At 37.8% G+C, this 22,536-nt stretch carries 14 protein-coding genes and 7 pseudogenes; 7 read left to right on the top strand and 14 right to left on the bottom strand.

Annotated features, from left to right (window positions below; genetic code table 11):
* Positions 1-403 precede the first annotated feature (403 nt).
* The 3 genes and pseudogenes from N1I87_RS09335 to N1I87_RS09345 form a co-directional block, all read right to left on the bottom strand.
* Positions 404-1,195 (bottom strand): annotated as a pseudogene (locus N1I87_RS09335) (endonuclease domain-containing protein); the annotation flags it as partial.
* Between the two features lie 684 nt (positions 1,196-1,879).
* Entirely contained in the window at positions 1,880-2,407 is a 528-nt protein-coding gene (locus N1I87_RS09340) for an FUSC family protein (protein WP_341094452.1), read from the bottom strand.
* Positions 2,408-2,451: 44 nt separating this feature from the next.
* Positions 2,452-3,873: an NAD-dependent succinate-semialdehyde dehydrogenase gene (locus tag N1I87_RS09345; RefSeq protein ID WP_341094454.1), complete on the bottom strand. Its 1,422-nt coding sequence runs from the start codon at positions 3,871-3,873 to the stop codon at positions 2,452-2,454.
* Between the two features lie 115 nt (positions 3,874-3,988).
* On the opposite strand from N1I87_RS09345, the gene N1I87_RS09350 reads away from it, so the two are divergent.
* Positions 3,989-4,846, top strand: a complete 858-nt coding sequence (locus tag N1I87_RS09350; RefSeq protein ID WP_341094457.1) for a LysR family transcriptional regulator — start codon at positions 3,989-3,991, stop codon at positions 4,844-4,846.
* A 511-nt stretch (positions 4,847-5,357) separates the two neighbouring features.
* Here N1I87_RS09350 and N1I87_RS09355 read toward each other — a convergent pair.
* Positions 5,358-5,765: pseudogene (locus N1I87_RS09355) on the bottom strand (ABC transporter); the annotation flags it as partial.
* Between the two features lie 64 nt (positions 5,766-5,829).
* Between N1I87_RS09355 and N1I87_RS09360 the strand changes: the two are divergent.
* Positions 5,830-6,875 (top strand): IS630-like element ISBs2 family transposase gene (locus N1I87_RS09360; RefSeq protein WP_015374552.1). Its coding sequence is split into 2 segments (ribosomal slippage): positions 5,830-6,333 and positions 6,336-6,875, totalling 1,044 coding nucleotides; the frame shifts between segments, so codons are not numbered across the junction.
* 10 nt (positions 6,876-6,885) lie between these two features.
* Here N1I87_RS09360 and N1I87_RS09365 read toward each other — a convergent pair.
* From N1I87_RS09365 to N1I87_RS09380, 4 pseudogenes are all read right to left on the bottom strand, one after another.
* A pseudogene (locus tag N1I87_RS09365) lies at positions 6,886-7,836 on the bottom strand (ATP-binding cassette domain-containing protein); the annotation flags it as partial.
* A 48-nt stretch (positions 7,837-7,884) separates the two neighbouring features.
* Positions 7,885-8,052, bottom strand: a pseudogene (locus N1I87_RS09370) (ATP-binding protein); the annotation flags it as partial.
* 73 nt (positions 8,053-8,125) lie between these two features.
* A pseudogene (gene ltrA / locus N1I87_RS09375) lies at positions 8,126-9,391 on the bottom strand (group II intron reverse transcriptase/maturase).
* A gap of 549 nt (positions 9,392-9,940) precedes the next feature.
* Positions 9,941-10,198, bottom strand: a pseudogene (locus N1I87_RS09380) (ATP-binding protein); the annotation flags it as partial.
* A 22-nt stretch (positions 10,199-10,220) separates the two neighbouring features.
* On the opposite strand from N1I87_RS09380, the pseudogene N1I87_RS09385 reads away from it, so the two are divergent.
* Positions 10,221-10,634: pseudogene (locus N1I87_RS09385) on the top strand (ATP-binding protein); the annotation flags it as partial.
* 229 nt (positions 10,635-10,863) lie between these two features.
* On the opposite strand, the gene N1I87_RS09390 reads toward N1I87_RS09385, so the two are convergent.
* From N1I87_RS09390 to lacA, 6 genes are all read right to left on the bottom strand, one after another.
* Positions 10,864-12,288 (bottom strand): glycoside hydrolase family 1 protein, encoded by a 1,425-nt coding sequence (locus tag N1I87_RS09390; RefSeq protein ID WP_341101440.1) that lies wholly within the window; start codon positions 12,286-12,288, stop codon positions 10,864-10,866.
* Between the two features lie 215 nt (positions 12,289-12,503).
* Positions 12,504-13,445, bottom strand: coding sequence for a 1-phosphofructokinase (pfkB, locus tag N1I87_RS09395; protein ID WP_445285688.1), 942 nt, complete (start codon positions 13,443-13,445; stop codon positions 12,504-12,506).
* Between the two features lie 31 nt (positions 13,446-13,476).
* On the bottom strand, positions 13,477-14,334 hold the full coding sequence (locus tag N1I87_RS09400; RefSeq protein ID WP_341101442.1) for a tagatose bisphosphate family class II aldolase: 858 nt from the start codon (positions 14,332-14,334) through the stop codon (positions 13,477-13,479).
* Positions 14,335-14,837: 503 nt separating this feature from the next.
* Positions 14,838-15,587 carry a DeoR/GlpR family DNA-binding transcription regulator gene (locus N1I87_RS09405; RefSeq protein ID WP_341101443.1) on the bottom strand — a complete coding sequence of 250 codons (750 nt, stop codon included), beginning with the start codon at positions 15,585-15,587 and terminating at the stop codon, positions 14,838-14,840.
* 535 nt (positions 15,588-16,122) lie between these two features.
* Entirely contained in the window at positions 16,123-16,641 is a 519-nt protein-coding gene (gene lacB, locus N1I87_RS09410; RefSeq protein ID WP_341101444.1) for a galactose-6-phosphate isomerase subunit LacB, read from the bottom strand.
* Positions 16,642-16,685: 44 nt separating this feature from the next.
* Positions 16,686-17,114: a galactose-6-phosphate isomerase subunit LacA gene (gene lacA, locus N1I87_RS09415; protein ID WP_341101445.1), complete on the bottom strand. Its 429-nt coding sequence runs from the start codon at positions 17,112-17,114 to the stop codon at positions 16,686-16,688.
* A gap of 753 nt (positions 17,115-17,867) precedes the next feature.
* Between lacA and N1I87_RS09420 the strand changes: the two genes are divergently transcribed.
* The 4 genes from N1I87_RS09420 to N1I87_RS09435 all read left to right on the top strand — a co-directional run bounded on the left by N1I87_RS09420 (position 17,868) and on the right by N1I87_RS09435 (position 22,472).
* Positions 17,868-18,188, top strand: a complete 321-nt coding sequence (locus N1I87_RS09420; RefSeq protein ID WP_049624219.1) for a PTS lactose/cellobiose transporter subunit IIA — start codon at positions 17,868-17,870, stop codon at positions 18,186-18,188.
* Between the two features lie 24 nt (positions 18,189-18,212).
* Positions 18,213-19,874, top strand: a complete 1,662-nt coding sequence (locus N1I87_RS09425) for a lactose-specific PTS transporter subunit EIIC (protein WP_341101447.1) — start codon at positions 18,213-18,215, stop codon at positions 19,872-19,874.
* Positions 19,875-19,907: 33 nt separating this feature from the next.
* Entirely contained in the window at positions 19,908-21,344 is a 1,437-nt protein-coding gene (locus tag N1I87_RS09430) for a glycoside hydrolase family 1 protein (protein ID WP_341101449.1), read from the top strand.
* Between the two features lie 267 nt (positions 21,345-21,611).
* Complete coding sequence (locus N1I87_RS09435; RefSeq protein ID WP_341101451.1) at positions 21,612-22,472, top strand: Cof-type HAD-IIB family hydrolase; 861 nt, start codon at positions 21,612-21,614, stop codon at positions 22,470-22,472.
* The last annotated feature ends 64 nt before the right edge of the window (positions 22,473-22,536 follow it).

Genomic DNA, 22,536 nt, shown 5'->3' on the forward strand with positions numbered 1-22,536 from the left:
TAATTAATTTCACGACTCTCTTTTCATTTCTTAACCAACTGGGAATCTGGCATTGCGATAACGATTCAACATAATATAAAACAAACGGGATATTATAGCCGACAAATGCACAATGGACGTTTCCTTTTGTGATTAACTCACTTAATTGGGGTAGTTGGTAATAAAAGGTCTGAATGTTAGGAGAATAACCTGCCATAAAAATGGTGTTTACAAACTGTTTTATTTTTTCTTTTGTCGTTTCCTTCTTTTTAAGAGTAATATTATGGAAGACAGGAAGTAACTCTCTTAATACGATTTGAACATAATCACCGATACATGAAACATCGAGATTTGTGTTAAGAATTTTCGCTTTTCGATTCCTCATTTCGTAAAATTGATCCCACGCAGATATTTTTGATCGAATCATATTCATGCATTCGGATAAATTTTCCTTTATTTTATCTCCTGGAAGCCGAATGACCTCATCAAATCCGTTTTTCAGCAGCCATAAATCTCTTTCTGTATCGTACACTTTTGCTTGATCGGTTAAATGGTAACGGAGCCCATCGCATTCAACGGCAATTTTGCAATGTTCACCATATATCACAAAATCAATGATATATTTAGGGATCCAACTGTTTCTACTGCCCATCTTTTGATAAACTGCATATTGGCTTTCAAATTTGATTCCGTACTCTTTTAACGCGTTTTCAATCTTTACTTCTAAAGGTGAGTTTACATTCTTGATGCCAAGCTTAGAGGGAATTTTGTTTATTTCTGGTGTATCGTACTTTAAATTCTTTATATGTAAAAGTGTAATTTTCCGCTGCTCATCATATCGAAGTAATAAATTTTTACAAAAACTTGCTTCTCGATAATACGTAATAAGTAATCGGTACAATGAACAATGATGAAGAAGATTCATAATGGCTCTTTTCAACCTCGAAGATGTAATTTCAATCGCAAGTACACAGTCGTCATCATTATAAAGAGCGATATCAATCGTATGTTGTTCGTTATGATAATAAACAATTTCATTTCTTATGACGAGTAAACCATACCCTTCAGATAATTGAATAATACGATCAATGAGGGAAGATCTAAATTTATAAATATCATCAATTCGATTTTTTGCCTTATTGTGGTGAACAGATTTTTGTTCTTCTATTACCTCACTTATTTCTTTAAGAAAAGTACCGATTTCAAAATTCTTCATAAAAACTACCCCAGTTTTAACAAGTGTTTTAGAAGTTCTTCTTCTTTTTTTCGCCAAAATTTGCTAAAATCCTTCTTTTTGTAGTGAGATTGGCGCAGGAATATAGTTATACAATTATTTTGATTTTGAACATTGGTATAGAAAAGATTATATATTCTATGTGGGGAAACATTGATGAATTGATAAAATTTTGTATGAGGATTATGATTACCACTGACCATGTCTCAAGGTGGGTCTTTTTACTTATATGAAGGAGTTTTTATACAGATCTATAGCGTAAATCCCAGCAGTATGTACCAAGGAGGAATTGCACAAACGTCTTCAATGAAGTTTCAAGCAGCCGAATGGCTTATTAATCAAATACAAATGTACAGTATTGATTTAAAAACAAATTCAGTTAAAAATATGAAGGTTGGATCAATACTATTTTACAAGAATATGTGAACGATAAAACCGATGCTTTAAACAAACGTGTATTGCTGTAGAAACAGACATTCAACGTATAATAAGAATATTAAGACAGTGAGCTAGTATTCTAGGGTATAAAACCTATTTGTCAACAGTCTGAAGGTATGCCGAATTGGCATACCTTAATCAATATGTTTACTCTAGGAAAATGAACCAACCGTACTTTTTCGAGTAATTGAATGAAATACAGACATAATAAACATAAAAAACAACATATTACGTTGCTTTGCCGAGGTCAAGGGTATCATCATGACCTGCTCTCCTGTTAGGTAAAAGTATAGTGACAAAAATGGCAACGACTGATCCTATGACTGTCTCGATGATGCGGGCCCATTCATAACCTCCCGAATGCAAAAAAGCCAAAACCATTACGACAGTTACGCCTATTTGTGAGATGCTGTCTTGATGAAGTTTAAGAGTTTTTGCCATTGCCATCCCTATAAAAATACTTAGAAAAGCGGCCATTCCTGAAGGCATGATCCACTGAGAGACAATCAGACTGCATGCCACTCCACCTACAACCCCTAAGAAACGATGAATCGCTTTGGTTACAGCCTTTTCAAAAGTCGTATTGGTAATTAAAACGGCTGTTAACGGAGCGATATAAGGATAGAAATGGGGAGTAATGAAAGTCGCCAGCCACCATGAAATTCCTGCTGCTAGTGATATTTTAAAAGTCTGTAAGGTGATGCCTGCACGATTTAGTTCTCTGCTAAGATGCTTTATAAACACTTTGGTGTTCATCGATATTTCCCCGTTATGATCCTTTTTGTTATTATGAGGCACAATTACAATCCAAGTGAAATATACTTAATTTCTAGATAGTCTTCAATTCCATAATGGCTTCCTTCACGACCGATCCCACTCTCTTTAAATCCACCGAATGGTGCTTGGGCGGCCGAAGGAGAACCATCATTTAAACCAATAATTCCATATTCTAATGCCTCTGTTATATAAACTGCTTCTTGAATATTCTCTGTAAATACGTAAGCAGCCAATCCATAAGGACTATGATTAGCACGTTCAATAGCTTCTTCTACTGTTTTAAATGTTGTGATAGGAGCAAGCGGCCCGAATGTTTCCTCATGCATGCAGTACATATCGTCAGTAGCATTCATAATAACAGTTGGTTCCATAAAAAAGCCTTCTTCTTTTATGGAGTTACCTCCTACAAGGATTTTAGCTCCTTTTTGTTTTGCATCTTCAATTTGTGCCTTTACTTTCCGAATGGCTGCTTCATTAATGAGTGGACCTATATCTACACCCTCTTCAAATCCATTACCCACTTTCAATTTTGACACTTTTTCTGCTAGTTTATTAGAAAATTCTTCAGCGATTCCTTCTTCAACAAAAATACGGTTTGCACATACACAGGTTTGGCCGGCATTTCTAAATTTAGACGCCATAACCCCCTCTAAAGCTTTCTCTATATCTGCATTAGCTGTTACGATGAACGGAGCATGCCCTCCTAATTCGAGAGATATTTTTTTCACAGTGTCAGCGGCCCCGCGCATTAAAATTTTCCCTACGCGTGTAGAACCGGTAAAAGTGAGCTTGCGTACACGTTCATCTTTTTGCCAAACATCCACAATCGGTTCTGCATCGCCTGTTACAATATTTATGACACCCTTTGGAATCCCGGCTTGCTCAGCGAGTTCTGCCAATTTCAAAGCAGTGAAAGGCGTCTCTTCAGATGGTTTCAAAACGGTTGTACAACCAGCAGCAAGAGCTGGTGCAATTTTTCGTGTAATCATGGCTGCCGGAAAATTCCATGGAGTGATGGCTGCAACAACACCTACAGGCTGTTTTTTGACTATAATACGTTTATGGGGAGAAGATGCTGGAATCGTTTCGCCATAAATTCGTTTTGCTTCTTCAGCAAACCAAGAGATATAGCTATTCGCATAAAAAATTTCTCCTTTTGCTTCGGAAAGAGGTTTTCCTAGTTCAGTTGTTATGATTTCCGCTAGTTCGTCCGTATGTTCTTCAATTAAGCAATGCCATTTTAATAAAAGTTGACTGCGCTCTTCGGCAGTCTTTTTAGACCACTCCTTGAAGGCAGAGTATGCCGCATCTACTGCCATTTTTGCTTCTTTTTTACCGCCGTTGGGAATAGTGCCGATGATCTCCTTTGTAGCTGGATTGATGACATCAATGGTTTCTTTTGCATCCACCCACTGTCCATCTATATACATTTTGTTTGGATACATAGGATTGTCCTCCTTAGATGTTGTTTTGAACTCATCCAAAGACTATCATGATTTTTGCATTAGGAGTACTTCCTTTATATACTAGGGATATAACAAAAAGTTATGAGGGATCAAAATGAGAACAGAGTGGCTAGAGGCTTTCTTGGTTACAGCGAAGACAAAAAGTTTAACAAAAGCTAGTGAACAACTTCATATGACACAACCAGCATTAAGCAAGCAAATAAGAAAACTGGAAGAAGATTTAGGAGCAACATTATTTACACGTTCTGCCAAAGGAGTAGAACTAACAGAAGCCGGAGATATTTTATTTGGAGAAATTGAACCTGTCTTACATAAAATTCGTTCTATACAAAAAAAGATTCTATCAACACAAAAAACTTCAGAAATTAAAATTGGTACGTGGCCGAGTATTTCCAGCTTTTATCTCCCATATAAATTAGCTACTGCTAAAGAAAACGACCGGGAAGTGAATATTAAAATTTTTTATCATTATTATGATATTTTCAATTACCTACATACCGGGGACATCGATGCAGCGCTGTTAGATGATCGAGCAATTCAACATTCATATTGGTCTAAACCTCTTTTTAAAGAACCTTTTTATTTGTTTGTCAATCATCTTCATCCACTGGCTAAGCATGAAGATGTCATTTATTTTAAAGATTTCAAGGATGAACCCCTTGTTGTTCTCCCTTCTTCATGCGATGTTCGTATGTTAATAGAAGAAGCCTATAGACTTCATCATTCTCAACCGAATATTTCTTTTGAAATTGACTTTGGTCAAAGTATTATCGGGTTTATTTCAGCCAATTTAGGCATATCTATTCTACCGGAAATTTTTACCTATAATATTGATCGATCCGTTATTAAGGTTCTTCCGATTGCCGATTTCAACATCAAGAGACAGATCTCACTCATTGCACGAAATCCTGCAATAGGAAAGTTGCTATTTACCTTATTCTTGCATGAATAATCTTCTTCGGACCAAAAGAAGAACCAAGAACTTTAATAGATTGTTAAAGAAAGAATATGATTTTGGAATTTTGATTTTTTGCTTGTACACATAATCTAAGAGGCTCTATTATGTGCAAGATCGGATGACGAATTCTGAAATAATGTACCATCCATATCAAAAATAATTGCTTTTTTCAACTTCCTCTTTCCTACCCTTCTTTTCAATGTATTTAAATGAAGCTTAGGGGAATGACCATAATACATGTTCGATGCTTCGTTCAATATCTAATTACATTTGGAGAATTTCTTGCATTATAAAAGCTAAGATGGTTTGTTTTTGGAATAATGGATTAAAACCGTCATTTCAAACTTAAATAGCGCATTTTTACCTCAGGAATAGATCACCGTTTCTGCACGGTCTAAATGTTTTTTATATCAAAAACAAAGCCCCCTTCATTAGCTTATGGGGGCTTAACAGTTGATGTAAATTTAACTATTACAAAATTTTATTATAAAATCAATATTCAAAATTATTTATTTATGTCCAATTCCCTTTTTTCTTTTAAAAGTTTTTGAAATTCTATTTCTAATTCTTTAGACGGTTCAATACTTAAGCGGCTTAGCACTTCTGAAATTTTCGTTTCGAGTAAGAGACGTTGATCTTTTTTGCTGTCTCGAGTTTTTTGTGGTTGAACATGTTTATATTGCTGAAAGGTTCCTTCAAATAATTCTATCTTTTGATTACGAATGATCAATATTCGTGTTGCGATATTTTCAATGAATCGGCGATCGTGTGAGACGAAGATCACGCTTCCTTCATATTCTTTTAGAAGTGACTCTAATGCTTCAACAGATTCTGTATCAAGAAAATTCGTCGGTTCATCTAAAATCAACGTATTGATATCACTTAAAAATAGTTTTGCTATATAAATTGAAATAAAGGTTTTCTCCCGTTCCACGGCGAATAAATACAAAGAGAAAATAGGGGAACGGAGAGAAAATATGATGCCAAATCACAAAGACGAGATCGAAAAGTTGTCCACTGCCATGAAAGAAGCAAAAAGTAAACGAGCATATGAACGCTACCAAGCGATTTATCTTCATTTGCAGGGATATACCAAAGGAGAAATCGCAACGATTATTGGTCGATCCAAGAAAACTATTTATAACTATATTCATGCCTACGCCCAGCGCGGTCTTGATGGACTGGAGATGAAATACTCACCTGGCGCCCCACGTCGATTGACCCCTGAGCAGGAAAAAGAGCTGGCTTTGATCATTGAACATCAGCTCCCCGTAGATGTGGGATTCGAAGCAAAATATAATTGGACGCTTGCGATAATCGCTGAACTCATTCAACAAAAGTGGGGGCCAACATACACGCTTCGCGGAACAAGTGACATTCTGCATCGGTTAGGGCTAAGCTATACGAAACCGACCTATACACTAGCCAATGCCGATGAAGAGAAACAAAAAGAATTCGTCGAAATCACCTTCCCTGAAGTAAAAAAAAACTGGTAGATGGGAACATCGCCCATGTCCTCTTTCAAGATGAGTCGATGATTCGTGATTACCAAGCGATTCAAAAAACATGGTTTGTCAAAGGAAAACAACGAATCATTCCGACGTTTGGAAAACATCAAGGGCTGAAGCTGATTGGCACGTTGAACTACGAAACAGGGGAAGTGTTTTGCATCGAAGAAGAACGCTATGACGCGGAAACATTTCTTCGATTTCTTCAACTTGTGTTAGAACGCTATCCCACAGGCAAAATAGTGATGATTTTAGATAACGCTCGAATTCACCATGCCAAACTCATTCAGCCATTTTTAAAAGAACACGAAGATCGGTTAGAGCTCGTCTTTTTGCCACCATACAGTCCGCAATTGAACTTGATTGAAGGGCTATGGAAATGGCTGAAATCAGACGTGATTTACAACGTGTTCTATTCGAGTGTGCAAGAAATTAGAAAGAATGTCCAAGCCTTTATTCAGCGAATCAACCAGAAACCAGAACAAACGATCGATCGTTTGTGTGTTCAGTTGTAAATCTTTAATTCAACTTATATAGTGCCACTTTTACTCGCTCTCCGCCACTCAAAACCCTTACAGGCTTATAAACATCTTCATTGAAAAAATGCATTCTTGCAAGGACCGTCCGAATAAGCGTTTCATCCTGCTTTGAAGAGGATTGGACATTCTCTATAATAGATTTTTCCACATCCAATATATTTAAATTTTGGATAAAATAGCCCATTTTAACAGACGGAGAAACCATGATGCCTGGCTCTTGGTTGACGATCTTTTTTACTAGCGTCGTTTTCCCGCTTCCATTTGGACCGATAATCGCTAATTTGTCACCACCTCGAACCTGAAAATTTGCATGGCTCCAAAGCATACGTTCTCCAATCATACCCGTTACATCTTCTACACGAAAGATAATCCGATTTTTAATCGTTTCTTCATTCGGCAAGTTCATCTTAATTGGTGGGAGTTCTTTCACTTTTTCTGCCTTTTCAAGTTTTTCTAATCTCGTTTGAATGGCTTTCGCTGTTTTTTGCAGTTTTTTTTGCTTTTTGGCAAAGTATGGCTTTGTCCCTCTTACTTCCGATTCACTGACTCTTTTTGGCGTCTTCGTTGCTCTTTCCGCTTTTTTCTCTTTTAATTTTAATGCTTCTTCCAACTGCTTTTTCTTTTTCACATATTTTTCATAAGCTAATTGTTCTTGATGTTTCTCTGCTTCTTTTTGTTTTACGTAATCGCTGTAGTTGCCTGCATACTCTTTTATCTTTCCTTCATTGATTTCCCATATGGTTGTACAAAGATCATCCAAAAATTCACGATCATGCGAAACAATGATAAATGCCCCCTGCCACTCTCTCAGCTTCTTTTCTAACCATTCAATATGGTTTGTATCAAGATTTGTTGTTGGTTCGTCTGCAAGTAAAAGTCCCGGATCTTTAACAAGAGCTTTTTGAATATATTCTTGCGTCACTTCACCACCACTTTTGGTTTGTGAGCGTCAAGTGAAATGTTACAGTTTTTGATAAATTATCTTTTACACTTTTGATGATTCGAAAATAGAAGCTCTATGTTTCATCCGGTAACTGTCACCATTTATGTGAATAATCTCTGCTCGATGAACGATTCTATCCAATATTGCTGCTGTTATCGCAGGGTCCCCCAATAATTCTCCCCAATCTTTGGGAGCCTTATTGGAGGTTAATCGAGTAGGAGGGAGCGATTAACTCCCGTCCTCTCACACCACCGTACGTACGGTTCCGTATACGGCGGTTCAATTAAGATAATTGACGCAAGTTTTCATAACGAGCTTCAAGACTTTTCAGCCCTTGGTTTCTCCAATAGGAGTTACCAAGGGTTCTGTGTAATATTGGACTATTTGAAATACGCCAATAACTCTTCCGAGTATTTCCCCATTCATACGCTTGCCCTTGTGGTATGCCAAGTTGAATAAGGTTGCGTATCTTTGTTTTCGGTTTCTTCCAGTTCTTCCATAGGCACATTCGAAGTCTTCTACGAGTCCATTTATCTAATCCAAGGAATATAGATTTGGTGTCTGCTAACGCAAAATATCCACACCATCCCATTAGATATTGATTCAGTTTCTGAATGCGGTATTCCATCGGGTAGGGCATCTTGCGTGATGTGATTTCACGAACTTTATTCTTCATTCGTTTAAGGCTTTCTTTTGCGATACGAACCTTTGGCTCTTTATGATAGGTAAAGCTAAATCCTAGAAACTTACGTTTCCATGGACGGTCGACCGCTGATTTCTTTTCATTTACTTTCAGTCGTAGTTTTCCTTCAATGAATAGCTGGATACTTGCCATTGTGCGAAGTCCTGCTCGTTTACTTTTCACGTAAATGTTACAGTCATCCGCATATCGAACGAATTTGTGTCCTCTTCTTTCCAATAATTCTTTATCTAGTTCATCTAGTACAATGTTAGATAGTAGCGGACTTAATGGTCCTCCTTGTGGAGTTCCTTCTAATGTGCTTGACACCACACCATTAATCATGACGCCCGATTGTAAATACTTACGAATCAATTTCAGTAATGGTTTATCTTGGATTCTCTTCGCGAGTGTACCCATTAGTCTGTCATGGTTGACCTTATCAAAGAATTTCTCCAAGTCCATATCTACAACCCATCGATGTCCATCTCTTATATATTCTTTCGCTTTCCTCACCGCATCATGGGCACTTCGGTTTGGTCGAAATCCGTAGCTGTTTTCAGAGAATGTAGGGTCATACACTTTTGAAAGTACTTGGGCGATTGCTTGTTAAATCAAACGGTCTGTTACGGTAGGGATTCCTAGTAAACGAACACCGCCGTCAGGTTTCGGGATTTCGACTCTGCGGACTGGCATTGGTTCATAAGTTCCCTTGAGAATTGCCTCCTTAATAGATAGCCAGTTTTCGACTATGTGCTGTCGTAGGTTTTGTACGGGCATCATATCTACTCCGTGGCTTCCTTTATTCTGTTCTACACGTTTTAGTGCTTGAAGCATGTTCTCCCGTGACAGGATTTGATTCAAAAGCATCGTTATTCTCCTTCCGTGAATAGCTGTTCTCTTTATGCCAGTGGTCACTCCACCCTCCAAGAGGTCCCCCACGGGATTCACCGTTTCCTTCCTCAAGTGAGGTACTACGTTTTCTGTTTTCATCATGACTCACTGAATGCCAAGGGCTATTCTCTCTTAATTGTTCGGTCCTTCTTAGTTGTTCTAGACCAACTAATACTATGACCTCCGCTGACTTCTGACGGTTCAGCTACTTATCACTAAGTAGGTTATGAAGAGTACTTCACCTATCCGCCAGACCTCCCCGGGTAAGTACATGCACTTTCACACCATCTATCCGCCTCATTTACTCGATATGACCTTCGACAGAAAGAGCTTTGTTTTGTTTCGCAAACTCACTCAATCATACCTAGCCTTATATGAGGTTCGTGTTCCTCGGACCGGTGTTTTGCCTCCAGCTTCCTTCAGATTCCGCGTCACCACGGACACCCTTGCTCTTGGCTAACCTCTACTTCTGTCTTCGGGGTTCGGGACTTACACCCTATAGTTCATGTACATGCCGGGCGCACAAATAATTGAAGATTTATTATATAAGTCATTTATTAAATGGAAAAACAGATTGGCCTCATGCTGATCCATCGCCATAAACATTAAATCATCAATAATTAACAAATTTGCATCACGTATTCTTTTCATTCTTGTCTGCGATTTTCTTGAAATTTCTTCCGTTTTTAGAGTATGAACCAACTCACCCATTGATATAAACATAACCTTATAGCTTTGATGAATTGCTTCTAAACCTAAACCTACGGCCAAATGAGTTTTTCCATTATAGAAAACTTTGCATAAGGGTAAGACTCATTTAGCCACAGGACTAGGGAGAAAAGCTTGTGAACTAGGTTATGAGGTTCGTTTTTACCGTGTTGCCCACCTAGTTGAGGAATTAGAGCAAGTTTTACGTAACAACCGTTTATCAGCATTTAGAAAACGGATGGAGAAGGTTGATTTGGTCATTTTAGATGAAATGGGATACTTACCATTTAGTAAAGAAGGAGCTGAATTATTATTCCAAATTATATCGGAGTTTTATGAACAGAAAAGCGTAATTATTACATCTAACTTAGAATTTAGTCAATGGAACCGGATCTTTACAGATTCTCGATTAACAGCAGCGTTAGTGGACAGGCTAATTCATCACGCCCATATCATCTCTTTTCATGGCGAGAGCTATAGACTGTCCCACGCATTGTCGAAAAGGAATTAAATGGGTGGCAAACCTCTGCATTTTTAATTGCATTTCTCTGCACTTTTCTATTGCAAAATACAATCATGATAAGAATGCTCACATTTTTTACCGTAAAAGTGGGAGCTTTTTTAAAAAAATTTATCAAACGATTCAAAAAAATCCTTTCTATTTGGTATTGTTAGTCTTTCCAAATAGAAAGGATTTATTTTTATTTTACAAATAAGTTAATCGTTTTCTATTTTTTTACTTACTCCGTGTCGGATTCGGTAAATAAGTATTCGCCATTCGTTTCAATTACTTTTTTATACCAGTCAAAGCTTTTCTTTTTATAACGTTTCAAAGTACCACTGCCGTCTTGTTGATAGTCCACGTAGATGAAGCCCCATCTCTTTAACATCGTTCCGGTGGTACCGCTGACGAAGTCAATTGCAGACCAGGTTGTATAACCGAAAACTTCGACTCCATCTTTAATCGCTTCATTGATTTGTCGTAAATGTTCACCGAGAACTTTGATGCGATAATCATCGATGACAGTTAAATTACCATTTTCATCTTCGGTTAATTCTTCGATGGCTGCACAACCATTTTCCGTGATGAACATCGGTAAGCGATAGCGATCCCATAAGTAGTTCAGGACAATCCTTAATCCTACAGGATCAACGTGCCAGCCCCAATTGTCGACAGGAAGATAAGGATTTCTTAATGTTGAAAATGTGTTTTCTACTCGATTTTCTGCAGACGCTACGTTCGAATAATAGTAGCTAAATGCCAGGAAGTCCACCGTGTTCTTTTTCATAACATCAAAATCTTCCTCGGTAATATCTAACTGAATATTTCTTTCTTCAAAATACCGCTTCATATACCACGGATATTCGCCACGGGCCTGAATATCGGTAAAGAAGTCTTGAAATCTATTTTCTTGCATGGCAGCTAGAACATCTTCAGGCTTGGGTGTTAATGGATAACGCAAGGTGGAAATGAATGTGCAACCTACTTTCACCTCAGGATCAATCTTTTTGATAATTTCCGTTGCCTTCGCACTGGCGACAAACATGTGGTGAGCGACCTGGAATTTCTCTTCCAACGTCACACCATTTTCTTCACTAACACCAGCTTGATAGAAGGGCATGTGGAAAACGGTATTGATTTCATTGAAAGTTAACCAGTATTTGACTTTATCTTTATAGCGATTAACGACCGTTTCAACGTATTTCAAATAATAATCAATGACTTCTCTGCTCGCAAAGCCATTGTATTTTTCAGCCAAGTAAAGGGGCATTTCCGACGTATGCGTTAATGTAATTAAAGGGGTAATATTATATTTTGCCATTTCATCAAATACATTATCATAGAATTGGAGCCCCTCTTCGTTTGGTTCATCCTCAATCCCTTTTGGAAAAATCCGCGACCAAGCGATCGAAGTACGAAATACGCGAAAGCCCATTTCTCCAAACAAGGCAATATCTTCTTTGTATCGATTATAAAAATCGATGGATTTTAATTTTAAGTTATCCGGAGTAGGTTTTTCTGTGCGCCCTTCTGATGGTTTACCGGGAACCACATCGGTAACAGCTAATCCTCTGCCGCCTTGATCATACGCTCCTTCGAAATGATACGCCGCTGCGGCACCACCGAATAAAAAGTTCTCTCCAAAATAACTTTTTTTAGCCATTTAATCGTCGCCTCCCGCAAGAGTAAATAAATATGGATGGTAACCAACATATTGGGACTTTACTTTATTGAAAGCAATCATTTAATTTACACGAAAGCAGCTCTATTCAATCGTTTTACTAGATACAAAGTGGTAAAATTTTCCAGGATATAAGTATATGGATTTCCATTCTAGTTAGAACGGCTACTAAAATTCTTAAGAGATAGATCAATGATTTATTTCAACTTCACTACTTTTATTTGCTCCATACACCAGTCAATATTATCCGGATTGATATACCCCGTCTTTTCTTCCATGGCGTTTAAAACTCCCATGGCAATTCCGTAGCGCATTAAGGTCGTACCTTCGAGATTTCGTGAAATCCCGGATGCAAATCCTGCTAAAACGGAATCTCCTGATCCCACGGGGTTAACAGCTTGCACTTTAGGAATTTGCACTTCATAAATGGATTCTTGATGTTTAATGATCGCACCTTTTGCACCGAGACTGACAACTATCCACTCGATATCTTGCAACGTCTCATCAGCCAGAGCTTCCAGTAAATCATGCTGGCTCTGAATCTCTTTGCCTACGAAGTTTGCTAGCTCTTCCTCGTTCGGTTTGATCAGATTCGGTTTTGCATCTCCCTGTAAAGATTGTTGTAATTGTTTCCCGTTCGTGTCCAATAGCACAAACTTTTCATGTTGGGAACATAATTCGATAATCCGCTGGTAAAAATCATCCGGTACACCTTTCGGTAAACTCCCGGAAATCGTCACAAGATCTACCTGAGGAAGAAGCTTGCTAAAGTTGGATAAAAACAGGTCCATTTCCTCATCTTGAATAACCGGACCGCTTTCCAGTATTTCTGTCTGTTGTCCTTCGTGAATAATCGCGATACAGTTTCGCGTTTTTCCACTAATCGGAACGAACCAATCATAGATTCCTTCTTTTTTTAGTTCCGAGCGAATAAACTCGCCTAATTCGCCACCTAAAAATCCTGTCGCACCTACGTCTGCATCTAATTGTTTGAGCACCCGGCTGACATTAAGACCTTTCCCGCCAGCGGTTTTGATCACTTGCTCGACACGATTTACTTCATCAATCAAAAAGCGATTCAGTGTATACTTCACATCGACAGAAGGGTTTAACGTTACAGTTAAAATCAATGGAATCACCTGAATTCTCGTATTCTAATGCGGATTTGCTTTATACCCTGTCATTACTTTTACAAATCAATATTTTCTCGCGAACGGTTTCTTTCATTTTCGCTTTTGCTGCAGCCATGTATTTGCGCGGATCCGTTTCATCAGGGTGAGCTACTAAATATTCCCGCAATGCCGTTGAGAAAGGAATCTTCAATTCTGTTGATACATTCACTTTCGTAATCCCGAGGGAAATACATTTTTGCACATCTTCTTTAGATATTCCTGATGCCCCATGCAACACTAGTGGAATATCTACTAAACTTCTAATCTTTTCTAAGCGTTCAAAATCCAATTTCGGTTCTGCTTTATACAAGCCGTGGGCCGTTCCAATAGCAACAGCTAAAGAATCGATGCCCGTTTGTTTCACAAATTCCACCGCCGCATCTGGATCTGTATAAACAGCATCCTTTTCGTCAACGGTCATATCGTCTTCCTGACCGACAAGTCGTCCCAACTCCGCTTCAACGGTAGCGCCGTATTCATGGGCGGTAGCAACGACTTTTTTCGTAATCGCAATATTTTCTTCAAAAGGAAGATGGGAACCGTCAATCATTACAGATTTTGTCCCTAATTTTAAAGATTCAAGGATCGATTCATAAGAATCATGGTGATCCAAGTGAAGAGCGATCGGGATATCGTATTCCTTCGCTGCTGTTTCCGCAATGGCCTGGATATAGGCCCGTCCGGCAAAGTTCATTGTTCCCGGAGTAGCAGCAAGTATAACCGGCGAACACATTTCCGCAGCCGTTTCGACGACGGTTTGAATAGTTTCTAAATTGTGGATGTTAAAAGCCGGGACAGCGTAACCTTCCTTTTGTGCATGCAACAACATTTCTTTTGTATTTTGTAACGATGCCATGACAATCTCCTTTCATCATTTTTTTATACATTACAGGTTGCTAAAAGTAATAAGTTTCACTTGATTACTAAGAAGAAACGGAAAATGCTATCAACTTATATTAATAATGGAGGTAACTACAGATTTATCCAGTTGTAAAGCTTGTTTTGTTAATAGTTGAGCAATATGATTGTTAGTAATTTCAATATTCATCTCTATTTTTCGCTTAAAATCTCACATGTTCAAATCTGAAAATAATACAATAACGATCTGCTAAATTATTAATCCGGGACAGCATCTAATTATTATTCATCCATTTATTTGGTCCTTCCACAATGGAACGCTTACATTGAGATATTTACTCGCCACAACACCCAGAGCTGATTCTCGTAACTTGATAGATTACCTTCTATCAATAACGAGTAAAGACAAAAAACAAATACTCGCATTTAGTAATCATGAACTTCCAGCATTCATGAACCGGGAGAAATATACCTGCTACTGCCCCGTTCTTATCGATCATTTTATTTAATTACCGTCGTTAACTCACTGTAATAACTTTCCACATGCGGTTTTATTTTCGGATCGGTAATGATCGCGTGAACATCTTTCACATCATAAAATGTGAAAAACGCCTGTACGCCAAATTTAGTATGATCGGCTAATATGTAGCGTTCGGTCGAATTGTTTAAAACGATTTGCAAACCGTAACCTTCTTCTTCATTGGCTGTTGTGATATCTTTTCCATTAATACCGTTTGTGCCAACGAAACATTTGTTAATTTTAATTTCATTCAACAATTTATTGGCAAAATAACCGATGAGTGTGCCCGTTTTTTTCCTGTAACGGCCACCGGTCAAAATCGTTTCTACGTTCGGAAGCTTAATCGCCTTTTGAAAAATTTGAATGGAATTCGTGACAAGCATCACGGGTTTCGTATCCAGATAATCGAGAATAAACCGACTCGTCGTTCCCGAACCGATAAAAATCGTATCATTATCTTCTATTAAATCTGCGCAAATTTTGCCGATATGTTTTTTCTCTTCTACATTGAGCGTTTCTTTCTGAACATTCGAGAGCTCGATATAATGTGTTCCTTTCTTTTTGGCTCCACCGTGAACCCGCTCCAGGATCCCTTCGTCTTCCAACGCCTGTAAATCTCTACGAATGGTCATTTCGGTTACATTAAATAATTCTGCCAGTTCAGAAACTTGAACCGTATCATTTTTTTCCAGCAAGGAAAGGATCGTGCGGTATCTTTCTTCTCTAATCATCGCCTACACCTGACTTTTCTTATTTTTTGTTGTATAAATAATTTTCCAATGCATAAATTGTGATAATTTAAAATTTCAATGTGAGATTGCTACCAGGACAAATCGCCTAACAAATGTTTATAAAAGAACAATTTGACAACAAATTTTACTTTCCCGAAAATAATTAAACATTCGTTTTACTCCTATCTTACAACAAATATAGTCCCAGTAGCAAAGTCTCCATTGAACTCGATAATATAGTTTTACTGTTCGTTCAACCCATTTTCCTTCAACCAGTTACAAAGGCGACCAGTTGATTCGGCAACCCCGCTTACATTAAGAATACCGCATACGAATCGTTTTCCCACTGAACATGATGATATTAATCCAATTGATCTGTTCGGGATGTTCGAAAATATGGACAAGGCTAAAGTATCGATGATCTATACATCGTTGAACATCCGCAAACATCGATTACGTTCGAACATCACTCATCATACGGCTAAAATTCTAATCGAATAAGAAAGTCATTTGTCGGCTTTATCTGGCAAGAAAATTAATCATGGTATTCGCCACGGTCCCATTTTTCAAGCAAATCATCAAAGAAATGCTCGTCATTGGTACCGTTTTTCATTTTCTTGTCTAAGGCATTAATCTTTTCAATAAGCGCTTTGTTCTCCGGAGTTTCTTTATATTCGGTTTCCAGGAACGTATCAATGATCGCCAGGATTAAATGCAATCCGGTAATTCGTCCACCGACGCCAATAATGTTGGCATTTAATTGTTCTTTTGCATATTTCGCTGTGGTTGTATCACGCACAAGTGCAACACGTGCCCCGGGAACTTTATTAGCTGATGCGGAAATCCCAACACCCGTTCCGCAAAGAACAATTCCCAGGTCCGCTTCACCGTTCACGACTTTTTCTGCAGTTTTCTTACCGAAAATCGGATAGTGGGTTCTTGTTGTATCGTACGTACCATTATCTATAACAGTATGCCCTTTACTTTTTAAGTAGTTGGATACTTCTATTTTTACATCTGTAACAATGTGATCGCATCCTAATGAAATAATCATTCGATATTCCTCCTCTAGCAAGTAAATTTTTCAAATAACTGCATTTAGCACATTCTGTTCAACATATCGACCCGGATTTGGTGACGGCCACCGGAATATTTGGATTGTAAATAGGCATCGACACAACCTTTTGCCAATTCTTCGCCTACAATGCCGGAACCCAATGCAATAGCCATCGAATTATTATGGTCCCGAGTCATTTTCGCCGAATGTTCATCAGATACTTCCGCACAAATCATTCCTTTAAATTTGTTGGCAACCATAAAGGAGCCAGCACCGTATTTATCGATTAATATGCCACGGTCTCCTTCCTGCGCTAAAAGTCCTTCCACAACTCGTGTCGTTGATTCTACAAAATCCAGGTCGGTTTCCGGCGTTTTATCAATCACTTCAAATCCTCGACTTTGCAAATGTTTGATCAAAACTTCTTTTAATTGAACGCCGTCTTTATCAGCACCTATAAGTACTTTCATTTCGCGAGCTCCTCTCTTATGTTCTTTTGAAAAAAATTCAAACAAATTGATCCACAAATCAACTTTCCTTGTGAATTTCATGGATAAATAGCTACTTTTTTCTACAAAAGCTTTTGTAATAAAAAATTATCATGTTTATTATTGTTTGTCAATGTTTGTTTTTGAATACCAAATGTTACCAAAAATAAAAATATCATATAAATAAAAGTAAATTTTTTATAGTAAAAACGTCAAAATATGTTCAAATTTTTATCATAATATTTATTTTTATTTTCGTATTGACAAGTAAGCGTTTTCTTTATATAGTTAAATTACAACAAAGCAAACATTATCGGAAATCAACAAACACAAAGTATCATATTTGAAAGAGACGTGATAAAAAATCGATCCTAAAAGGATTTTCTTGTTTCCCTTTTTCAGAGAAAAAGTAAGCGTTTCAATTTTTTTGCCATGAAATACACTAATTTCCTAACATCAAACCTGGCAAAACGCTAATTTTAACGGCTTACCATTACATAATGAGCAAAAATCACTTTGGATAAATTTGTAAAAAGTTATATAATAATAGGCAATTATATAAGCAGCTGTTGCCATGATTTTCCATTCCAAACGTGATTTTTGCGGTGAATTGTTTGAATTTTATTATAATTTTTCTTTTCAGCTTCTGTTACATTATTAAATTTCAAATTTTTATAGGTAGTTCTTACATTAAATACAAAAAATAGCAAACATGTTTTAGAAAGGAGAATCAACATGAATAAAACGGAAGTGAATTTAGTAGGCTTTGAAATTGTTTCCTACGCCGGTGAAGCAAGATCAAAGCTACTCAACGCAATCAACGAAGCAAGAAATGGCAACTTCGATGTATCTGATCAGTTAATCGAAGAAGCAAGAGAGAGCTTAAATAAAGCTCATAATGCTCAAACGAAAGTCTTATCAGCTGAAGCTAGTGGCGAAGATTTAGAATTAGGTTTCATCATGGTCCATGGACAAGATCATTTAATGACGACATTGTTGTTAAGTGATATTGTTCAGCATTTAATAAATATTTACCGAAAAGATCACAATTCATAAAAATCATGAAAGGAATGGGAAAAAATGAATGGCTTAGTTGCACAAATCGAAAAAATGAAACCCTTTTTTGAAAAAATTTCTCGAAACGTCTATTTGAGAGCTGTAAAAGACGGTTTCATCGCATCCATGCCTGTTGTCTTATTTTCCAGTATTTTTATGTTAGTGGCTTTCGTACCAAATATTTTCGGATTCTACTGGCCTGAACACATCGAAGCAATTCTGTTAAAAGCCTACAATTATTCAATGGGAATTTTGGCCGTATTGGTAACTGCCACAACGGCAAAATACTTAACCGACTCATTTAACCGGGATTTACCGAGTAACAACCAAATCAACAATATTTCTACGATGTTAGCTTCCATTGTTGGTTTCTTGCTCATTTCCGCAGATGCCATTGAAGGCGGTTTTTCCAGTGGCTATATGGGATCTGCTGGATTACTTGCAGCTTTCATTTCGGCATTTGTCGTTGGTAATATTTATAAAGTTTGTGTGAAAAACGATGTAACGATCAAATTACCGGAACAAGTACCACCAAATATCGCCCAAACATTCAAGGACTTAATTCCATTTGCCTTATCTACATTATTTTTCTGGCTATTTGATTTGGTGTTTAGAAACTTAACCGGGATGAACTTTGCAGAAGGAGTTATTAAGTTTTTCCAACCCTTCTTCTCAGCTGCTGATGGATATTTAGGACTGGCGCTCATTTACGGAGCCATGGCCTTCTTCTGGTTTATCGGTATTCACGGTCCTTCCATTGTTGAACCTGCTGTTACTGCAATTTACTATGTGAATATCGAAGCAAACTTGAAATTATTCCAGGCTGGTGAACACGCTTCACACGTTTTAGCTCCTGGATTACAATATTTCGTCGCCACTTTAGGTGGAACCGGTGCAACATTAATCATTACATTAATGTTTGCATTCTTAGCCAAATCAAAACAAAACCGGGCAATCGGTAAAGCAGCAACGATTCCTGTACTTTTCGGTGTTAACGAACCGATCTTATTCGGTGCACCGTTAGTCTTAAACCCGGTATTCTTTGTACCATTTATCCTGGCACCAATTGCAAACGTATGGCTCTTCAAATTTTTCGTTGATGTTTTAAATATGAATGGATTCATTTACGTATTACCGTGGACAACCCCCGGTCCGTTAGGATTAGTAATGGGTACCGGTTTTGCAGGATTATCCTTTGTGTTAGCAATCCTGTTACTGGTTGTTGACTTCCTCATCTACTATCCATTCTTTAAAGTTTACGATAATGAAATCTATCAAAAAGAACTGGAAACTGCAGAATCAGATGAAGAAGAAGTTGCGGCTGAAGTAGATACAGCGCTTGATGAAGTTGACGCTGCACAAATGAAAGATGAGAAAAACGTCCTTGTCTTATGTGCGGGTGGTGGAACTAGTGGTTTACTCGCCAATGCATTAAAAAAAGCCGCTGCAGAATATAATGTTCCGATTATTGCAGGAGCAGGTGCATACGGTTCTCACAATGATATTTTGAAAGACTTTGATTTAGTCATTCTCGCACCACAAGTTGCTTCCAACTACGAAGCGATCAAGAAAGATACGGATCGTTTAGGAATTAAACTCGTATCGACCGGTGGTCAAGAATATATCGAATTGACAAACAATCCGAAGAAAGCGATTGACTTTGTATTAAAACAATTTAACAACTAATAAAATTGATTAATAAATTAGGAGGATTTTAGAATGGAGCATCTCAAGAAAAAACCTTTCCCGAAAGATTTCTTATGGGGGGCTGCATCGGCAGCCTACCAGATAGAAGGGGCCTGGAATGAGGATGGAAAAGGACCGTCCATCTGGGATACATTTTCTCAGACCCCCGGAAATACTTACAAAAACACAACCGGTAATATAGCGATTGACCACTATCATCGCTATAAAGAAGACGTAAAATTAATGGCCGAATTAGGTCTTAAAGCATACCGTTTCTCTGTTTCCTGGCCACGTATTTATCCTAAAGGATATGGCGAGGTAAATGAAAAAGGACTGGAATTTTACGATCGTTTAATCGACGAATTACTCAAATACAATATCGAACCAGTATTAACGATTTATCACTGGGATTTACCGCAAGCTCTACAAGATGAATATGGCGGTTGGGAATCGAGAAGAATCATCGAAGACTTTAAAAACTATGCGATTACATTATTTAAACGGTACGGAGACCGTGTAAAATACTGGGTAACATTAAATGAACAAAATATTTTTATCGGGCATGGCTATGAATCTGCTATCCACCCTCCTAAAGTACAAGATAGAAAAAGAATGTATAATGCAAACCATATTGCCAATCTCGCCAATGCGGCTGTCATAAACGAATTCCGCAAATATGTTCCAGATGGAAAAATTGGACCGAGCTTTGCCTATATGCCGTACTACCCTGTAGATACGAAACCAGAAAATGTACTGGCAGCAGACGATGCGAATGACTTCCACAATTACTTCTGGATGGATGTATACGTACATGGCAGATATCCGCAAAGAGCATGGCGTTATTTAGAGGAAAATGGTTTGACACCGGATATCCAGGAAGGCGACTTCGAGCTCCTTGCCAAAGGAAAACCTGATTTTATGGGTATCAACTACTATCAAACAGCAACCGTTGCTTACAATCCCCTCGACGGTGTGCAAATGAACTATGCAATTAACAATACCGGTGAAAAAGGAACGACACCGGAAAAAGGAATTCCGGGACTTTATCGGATTGTCGATAATCCATTCACCGATAAAACTGATTGGGACTGGACGATCGATCCGACCGGTTTACGAATTGCCATCACAAGAATCACCAGTCGCTACAACTTACCTGTATTAATTACAGAAAATGGTCTCGGAGCATTTGATACTGTGGAAAACGGCAGAATCCACGATGATTATCGAATTAACTATTTAAGAGATCATATTAACGCGATTCGGGATGCAATTTCCGATGGTTCAGACGTGATCGGCTATACTACATGGTCATTCTCAGACGTATTAAGCTGGTTAAACGGGTATCAAAAACGTTACGGTTTCGTATATATCGATCGTGATGTGGACGATAACGCATCTATGGAACGGATTAAGAAAGACAGCTTCTTCTGGTATCAGAAAGTCATCGAAACGAATGGTGAAGAGCTCTAATAAATAAAAAAACTTTCGGGAATGTTCATGTACGTATATATGCAAGCAGCATTCCCGGAAGGACCTCCAATTTGGACAAAATCACTCACTCAACCCTTGAAGAATCGTAACAAATAGCTTATGTCGAATGAAGTATTTTAGATAGATAGAATTGTTAAGGTAAGACCCGCCACCATACGAAAAGTTTATCAAAAACTCTTATCTTATGGTGTGCGGGTCTATTTTTATCATGGAACAAAAAATACAAAGAAAGCGAATGATGTTTTCATGAAATTAATCGCCATTGATATGGACGGCACATTGTTATCGAGCGATGGTTCGATCAGCGATGAAAATCTACAGGCAATCCTGGAAGTGAAGAAGCAGGGCCATCATATTGCGATTTGTTCTGGAAGGTATCATGATGATATTTTGCATATTTTAAAGCCATATAAGCTTCATTTACCAATTATCAGCGGGAATGGTTCAAGCATTTACGATAACGGCTTTTTAAAACAATTGTTTTTAGACAAGCAAACGGTCCTGGAAATAATTAACGCCCTCCGTCAATATGAGATACCCGTTGAACTTTATACCGATCAAGGTATATTCATGGAAAAAGATACAAAGAGTTTTCTAAACAACGAGATTGACGAATTGGCAAAATCATCTCCTGCTATTGATAAAGACTACTACAGACATCATGCGGATATCGTATTCAGCCAAAACAATATGATATTTGTACGTGATGTCGAAGAACTTGATCTATTAAACTTAAACGTTACAAAAATTAGCGGAAATACATTTAATCAGGAAAAACTATCGCTCTTGGAAAAACAAACGATGGCACGGAACGATGTATCCATTAGTTCTGGTGGACCACCTTCCATTGAATTTACCCATAAAGATGCGAATAAAGGGTTCGGCCTACGTTACTTGGCCAGTCACTTACAAATCCCTATGGAAAATACGGTCGCGATTGGAGACCAAATCAATGATATTCCGATGTTAAAAGCAGCAGGTATTAGCATTGCAATGGAGAATGCCGATGATGTCGTAAAAAGTCATGCAATGTTTACAACCGATCACCATGATCAACATGGAGTGGCAAATGCTCTAAGGAAACACGTATTAAAGACACATGAATAGTTTCCTCACTAAATGACTTAAGGAGGAAAAACCTTATGTTTCTCCGCCTTTTTTTCATCTTTTC

The sequence above is a fragment of the Bacillus sp. FSL W8-0102 genome (genome assembly GCF_038007225.1).
GTDB classification, from domain to species: domain Bacteria; phylum Bacillota; class Bacilli; order Bacillales; family DSM-4216; genus Bacillus_O; species Bacillus_O smithii.